The 4,687-nt window shown below is 60.7% G+C and carries 6 protein-coding genes; 2 read left to right on the top strand and 4 right to left on the bottom strand.

What is annotated here, in order from left to right; all coding sequences use genetic code 11:
• From thrS to EOA86_RS22885, 4 genes are all read right to left on the bottom strand, one after another.
• A partial coding sequence (thrS, locus tag EOA86_RS22900) for a threonine--tRNA ligase (protein ID WP_128343717.1) occupies positions 1 to 1,536 on the bottom strand: 1,536 nt, incomplete at its 3' end.
• Positions 1,537 to 1,649: 113 nt separating this feature from the next.
• Entirely contained in the window at positions 1,650 to 2,477 is an 828-nt protein-coding gene (gene blaOXA, locus EOA86_RS22895; protein ID WP_128343715.1) for a class D beta-lactamase, read from the bottom strand.
• A gap of 136 nt (positions 2,478 to 2,613) precedes the next feature.
• Positions 2,614 to 2,982, bottom strand: coding sequence for a membrane protein insertion efficiency factor YidD (gene yidD, locus EOA86_RS22890; RefSeq protein ID WP_128343713.1), 369 nt, complete (start codon positions 2,980 to 2,982; stop codon positions 2,614 to 2,616).
• Positions 2,983 to 2,989: 7 nt separating this feature from the next.
• Complete coding sequence (locus EOA86_RS22885; protein WP_128343711.1) at positions 2,990 to 3,436, bottom strand: iron-sulfur cluster assembly scaffold protein; 447 nt, start codon at positions 3,434 to 3,436, stop codon at positions 2,990 to 2,992.
• 240 nt (positions 3,437 to 3,676) lie between these two features.
• On the opposite strand from EOA86_RS22885, the gene folE reads away from it, so the two are divergent.
• Together folE and hisI are read left to right on the top strand one after the other, a co-directional pair.
• Complete coding sequence (gene folE, locus EOA86_RS22880) at positions 3,677 to 4,312, top strand: GTP cyclohydrolase I FolE (protein ID WP_029353093.1); 636 nt, start codon at positions 3,677 to 3,679, stop codon at positions 4,310 to 4,312.
• Positions 4,313 to 4,377: 65 nt separating this feature from the next.
• Positions 4,378 to 4,687 (top strand): phosphoribosyl-AMP cyclohydrolase (hisI, locus tag EOA86_RS22875; RefSeq protein ID WP_128343709.1); only part of this gene is annotated, 310 nt, incomplete at its 3' end.

Below are 4,687 nucleotides of genomic sequence, written 5' to 3'. Positions count from 1 at the left end.
GTAGAAGGCGCCGAACCGTTCCGGCAGGTTGAAATCAACCTGCGTGGTGCCGCATTGCCAGTCACGGCCGATGGCGTCCTTCAGCACATATTCGAACTTCGGCCCGTAGAACGTGCCCTCGCCCGGATTGACGCCCGTCTTGATCCGGTTGCCCGAGCGCGCCGCGATCATGCCGAGCACGTCCTGCAGCACGCCCTCGGCATGATCCCACATCGCGTCGGTGCCGACGCGTTTTTCGGGGCGGGTCGCCAGCTTGACGGTGATTTCGTCGAAGCCGAAATCGGCATAAGTCGACAGGATCAGGTCGTTGATCTTGATGCACTCGTCGGCGAGCTGTTCCTCGGTGCAGAAGATGTGGGCATCGTCCTGGGTAAAGCCGCGCACGCGCATCAACCCATGCAGCGCACCGGACGGCTCATAGCGATGCACATTGCCGAATTCCGCAAGTTTTACCGGCAGATCGCGGTAGGACTTCAGCCCGTGCTTGAATATTTGGACGTGGCCGGGGCAGTTCATCGGCTTCAGCGCAAACATCCGGTCATCGTCGGTGTCGTCGCCAGCAACCGTCACCTTGAACATATTGTCCCGGTACCAGCCCCAGTGGCCTGACGTCTCCCACAGGCTCTTGTCGAGCACTTGCGGCGCGTTGACTTCCTGATAACCCTGCTCGTCGAGGCGGCGGCGCATGTAGTTGACCAGGTTCTGGAACATTCTCCAGCCCTTGGCATGCCAAAAGACGACGCCCGGCCCTTCCTCCTGGAAATGGAACAGGTCCATCTCGCGGCCGAGCTTCCTGTGATCGCGCTTTTCGGCTTCCTCCAGCATCATCTGGTAGGCATCGAGCTGCGCCTGATCGGCCCAGGCCGTGCCGTAGATGCGCGTCAGCATCGGATTGTTGCTGTCGCCGCGCCAATAGGCGCCGGCTACCTTCATCAGCTTGAAGGCGTTGCCGATCTGGCCGGTCGAGGCCATGTGCGGGCCGCGGCAGAGGTCGAACCAGTCGCCCTGCGCATAGATCTTGAGGTCCTGATCGTCGGAAATGGCGTCAATCAGTTCCAGCTTGTAGCGCTCGCCCTTGTCGGCGAAGATTTTTTTCGCCTTCTCGCGCGACCACACCTCTTTGGTGAATGGCTTGTTGCGCGCGATGATCTCGCGCATCTTCTTCTCGATCACCGGAAAATCGTCGGGCGTGAACGGCTCGTTGCGGGCAAAATCATAGTAGAACCCGTTCTCGATCACCGGGCCGATGGTCACCTGCGTACCCGGCCACAATTCCTGCACGGCTTCGGCCAGCACGTGCGCTGCGTCGTGACGGATGAGCTCCAGGGCGCGCGGGTCTTCGCGGGTGATGATCTCGACCTTGCCGGACTTGCCGAGCGGGTCGGAAAGATCGCGCACCACGCCGTCGATGCTGTAGGCGACGGCTTTCTTGGCCAGCGACTTCGAGATCGATTCCGCCAGGCCGGCGCCGGTCATCGCCGCCTCGTAGTCGCGGACTGAGCCATCGGGAAATGTCAGGGAAACGGAATTCAGCATGAAGTTCTCCTATCCAGTCCCGCAAACGAGCGCGGGTGGTGAAATGCCGGATGCGTCCGGCGGCAGTCTTTTATGGGCAGATTCCCGTGCCGTAAAGGCGAATGGCCGATCACTTAGTTTTGCTTGACGAGATTCGGCAGCTCTTTCATGAACATCGCCCGCGTCCTGAGGCCCTTGGGCGTGTCCGATCGTTTCGTGTCGACCACCAGGCGGGCAAAGACGATCTTGCGGCCATCACTTTGCGCCCAGCCGACAAACCAGCCAAGCGAGCGGTTGACCTTGTCGGCGTCGTTGCGAAGCCCCGTGGTCCCGGTCTTGCCCTGCACCGTCCAGCCACCTGCCTGGAAGGTCGGCAAGATCGCCTCGGTCATCGCATAGGCCTTGTCCGAAACCGGCAGTTTGCGGGCGAGCAGGCGGCGCAGAAAATTCACCTGTTCGACCGGCGATATCTTGAGGGAAGAGTTCACCCAGGACCGGGTGAGGCCATCATTCTTGCCGGCATCGCCGGATACATCGGTGTTGCCGTAGTCGAATTTCGACACGTAGCCGGCGAACCGCTCGCTGCCGAGCCGGCGGGTGATTTCCTGCGAAAACCACAGCACCGAGTCCTTTTCCCAGATCGTCGGGTCGACGGTTTTCTGGTCGCGCTTCACCGCATTGAACTCCGGCTTGTAATCCCATGCCGGCGTGTGCACGTCGATCAGGATCCCCGCGTCGTAGCCGATCAGCGACAATGGGACCTTGAATGTCGAGGCGGGACTGAAGCGCTGGTCACAAACCCCTTGCCGATACAGAGTTTCGCCGCTTGCAGCATCCAGGATCAGCGTGCATTCAACGTCCTTCAGCGGCGCGGATTGAGCACGGATCGGAAAACCCAACAGCCAAGCCAGCAGGTAGAGAACCAATGCGAAAACGAATGGACGGCGGTCAATCTTGCGCATTTGGCAATCTCTCCTGAGGCATGTCAGGAGCGGCTTAGCGAGGCGTCTTGTCTCGATTTTGTCTTAAATACGCAACATGAGGTTAAGGTTAGCAAGTCGTAAAGATCTGCCCGATTACCGAGCCCCTCTACCGGGATCAGTTTTCCGAGTCACTGCGTTCTTTTCCGATCCGCCAGTACCGCCAGGGCGCGAACCAGACGTAGCGATCGGCCAGCACATCCGGCACACGATCAATGCCGTGCGTTCCGCCCGGCCCGCAGCGCAGCACCCGGAAAAACCCCATCCAGCCGCCGGCCCATAGTCCATGGCGGGCGATTGCCTCATGTGCGTATTCGGAACAGGTCGGCAGATGCCGGCAGGAATTGCCGACAAAGCCGGACAGCGTCAGCTGGTAAAAGCGCACAAGCGTCGTGCCGAGGATTCGGCCGGGCGTCTTGCGCCAGGGGCCGGGCCAGTTGCGCGTGTACCGCGGCCTCTGATGCTGGTGCGTGTGATCGGTCGCCATTTGACGGCTAAGCCGCCTGTTCGGCGCGCTTCTTCTCGATCTGGCCGATCGCGTCGACCACCGCATCGAAGGTCAGCATGGTCGAGGCATGGCGCGCCTTATAATCGCGCACCGGTTCTAAATATCTGAGGTCGGCGAAGCGGCCTTCGGGCGGTGCGCCGTTTTCCTTCAACATCTTCAGCATCCTCTCGCGCACAGCGCGCAATTCGCCCGCGCTGGCGCCGATGACATGTTGCGCCATGATCGAGGACGAAGCCTGGCCAAGCGCACAGGCCTTCACATCATGGGCGAAATCGGTGACGACGCCGTCATCCATCTTCAGATCGACAGTCACGGTCGAGCCGCACAGCTTGGAATGCGCGCGCGCGGTTGCATCGGGACGGTCGAGCCGGCCGATCCGCGCGATATTCCCGGCAAATCCCAGAATTTTCGCATTGTAGACGTCGTCGATCATATTTTTCCAATCCGTCGCCGCCGAGCGAACAGCGATTGCCGCTGACGGTCTTCCTTTCGCTCGGCACGATCATATATAATGCTGGTAGTCGGGTATGGACAAGGTAACCAACAGCCTCGTCCTTGCTCAAATCAGTTCACGCCGCTTACGGGCTGGAAACAGGGCACGTTTCTAACACCCGAAAGGTCGTGGTCCGTTCAACTCGTTCCTCCTGAGAGGGGAACTACGGGAGACGCCTTTATGGATGCCGTCATCAAGAAATTCATGCCCCCCTCCGCCTATATGGAAAAGCCGGTCACCGATCGGCCGACCGAAGCCGAAGCCGAGGCCGCGGTTCGCACGCTGTTGCGCTGGACCGGCGACAATCCGGACCGGGAGGGCCTGGTCGATACGCCGAAGCGTGTGGTGAAGGCCTATCGCGAAATGTTCGGCGGCTACGACAAGTGCCCGGCCGAGGAACTCGGCCGCACCTTCGAGGAAGTCGCCGGCTATGACGACCTTGTCCTCGTCAAGGATATAACGTTCCATTCCCATTGCGAGCACCACATGGTGCCGATCATCGGCAAGGCGCATGTCGGCTATCTGCCGGACGGCAAGGTTGTCGGCCTGTCCAAGATCGCGCGCGTCGTCGATATCTTCGCCCAGCGACTGCAGACCCAGGAAGCCATGACCGCGCAGATCGCCGGCGTCATCCAGGACGTGCTCAATCCGCGCGGCGTCGCCGTCATGGTCGAAGCCGAGCACATGTGCATGGCCATGCGCGGCATCCGCAAGGAAGGCTCCACCACGCTGACCTCGACCTTCACCGGCGTCTTCAAGGACACGCCCGAGGAACAGGTCCGTTTCGTCACAATGGTGCGTGGCGGCAGGGGCTGAACGATCGTCGCCGGTCGCTAGCCATGATCCCGAGAAGTGGGTAAGGCTCTGAACAAGGACCGGCGATGTCGGCACTGAAATTCCCGAAAGCTCCATCAGACAAGAAGGCACTGGAAGAAGGCACGGTTTTTTCGCCGCGCTTCGATGCCAGCGGCCTCGTCACCGTCGTCGTCACCGATGCCGACCACGGTATGCTGCTGATGGTCGCGCATATGAACGCCGAAGCGCTGGCGCTGACGCTGGAAACCGGAATCGCCCACTACTGGTCGCGCTCGCGCAACGCTCTATGGAAGAAGGGCGAAACGTCGGGGAATGTCCAGAACGTTGTCGAGATGCTCACGGATTGTGACCAGGACGCCATATGGTTGCGCGTCA

The sequence above is a fragment of the Mesorhizobium sp. M5C.F.Ca.IN.020.32.2.1 genome (assembly GCF_004023105.1).
GTDB lineage: Bacteria > Pseudomonadota > Alphaproteobacteria > Rhizobiales > Rhizobiaceae > Mesorhizobium > Mesorhizobium wenxiniae.
This window is presented reverse-complemented; position numbering and strand designations above follow the sequence as displayed.

What these genes read in the sequence shown, in the direction of transcription:
- folE (WP_029353093.1), top strand. Translation starts at nt 3,677, where the DNA reads ATGGATGCCGTCATCAAGAAATTCATGCCCCCCTCCGCCTATATGGAA.
- yidD (WP_128343713.1), bottom strand. Translation starts at nt 2,982, where the DNA reads ATGGCGACCGATCACACGCACCAGCATCAGAGGCCGCGGTACACGCGC.
- blaOXA (WP_128343715.1), bottom strand. Translation starts at nt 2,477, where the DNA reads ATGCGCAAGATTGACCGCCGTCCATTCGTTTTCGCATTGGTTCTCTAC.
- EOA86_RS22885 (WP_128343711.1), bottom strand. Translation starts at nt 3,436, where the DNA reads ATGATCGACGACGTCTACAATGCGAAAATTCTGGGATTTGCCGGGAAT.